The sequence below is a fragment of the Streptomyces sp. 13-12-16 genome, assembly GCF_002114215.1.
Taxonomy (GTDB): Bacteria; Actinomycetota; Actinomycetes; order Streptomycetales; family Streptomycetaceae; genus Streptomyces.
This window is the reverse complement of sequence record NZ_NCTE01001347.1, coordinates 537-773: the sequence shown is the minus strand read 5'-3', so window position 1 is coordinate 773 and position 237 is coordinate 537. Positions and strand designations below refer to the sequence as shown.

General features: G+C 80.2%; 1 protein-coding gene. It reads left to right on the top strand.

From position 1 onward, the window contains the following. A partial coding sequence (locus B7767_RS47040; protein WP_179167523.1) for a hypothetical protein occupies positions 1-237 on the top strand: 237 nt, incomplete at both ends.

The following is a 237-nucleotide window of genomic DNA, read 5'->3' as shown; positions in this document are numbered from 1 at the left end:
CACCTCGACGCGCACCCCGGCCTCACGCCCGCCGACGTCGCCCTGTCCCTCGTGACCCGCCGGGCCACCCTGGAGCGGCGCGCCGTCGTCGTCGCCACCACCACGGGCGACTTCCGCGCCGGTCTGGCCGCCCTCGCCGACGGCCTCCCCTCACCGGCCGTGACCAGCGGCGGCCGGAGCGCCGGCCGCGACCGCAGGGCCGTCCTCGTCTTCCCCGGCCAGGGCTCCCAGTGGGCC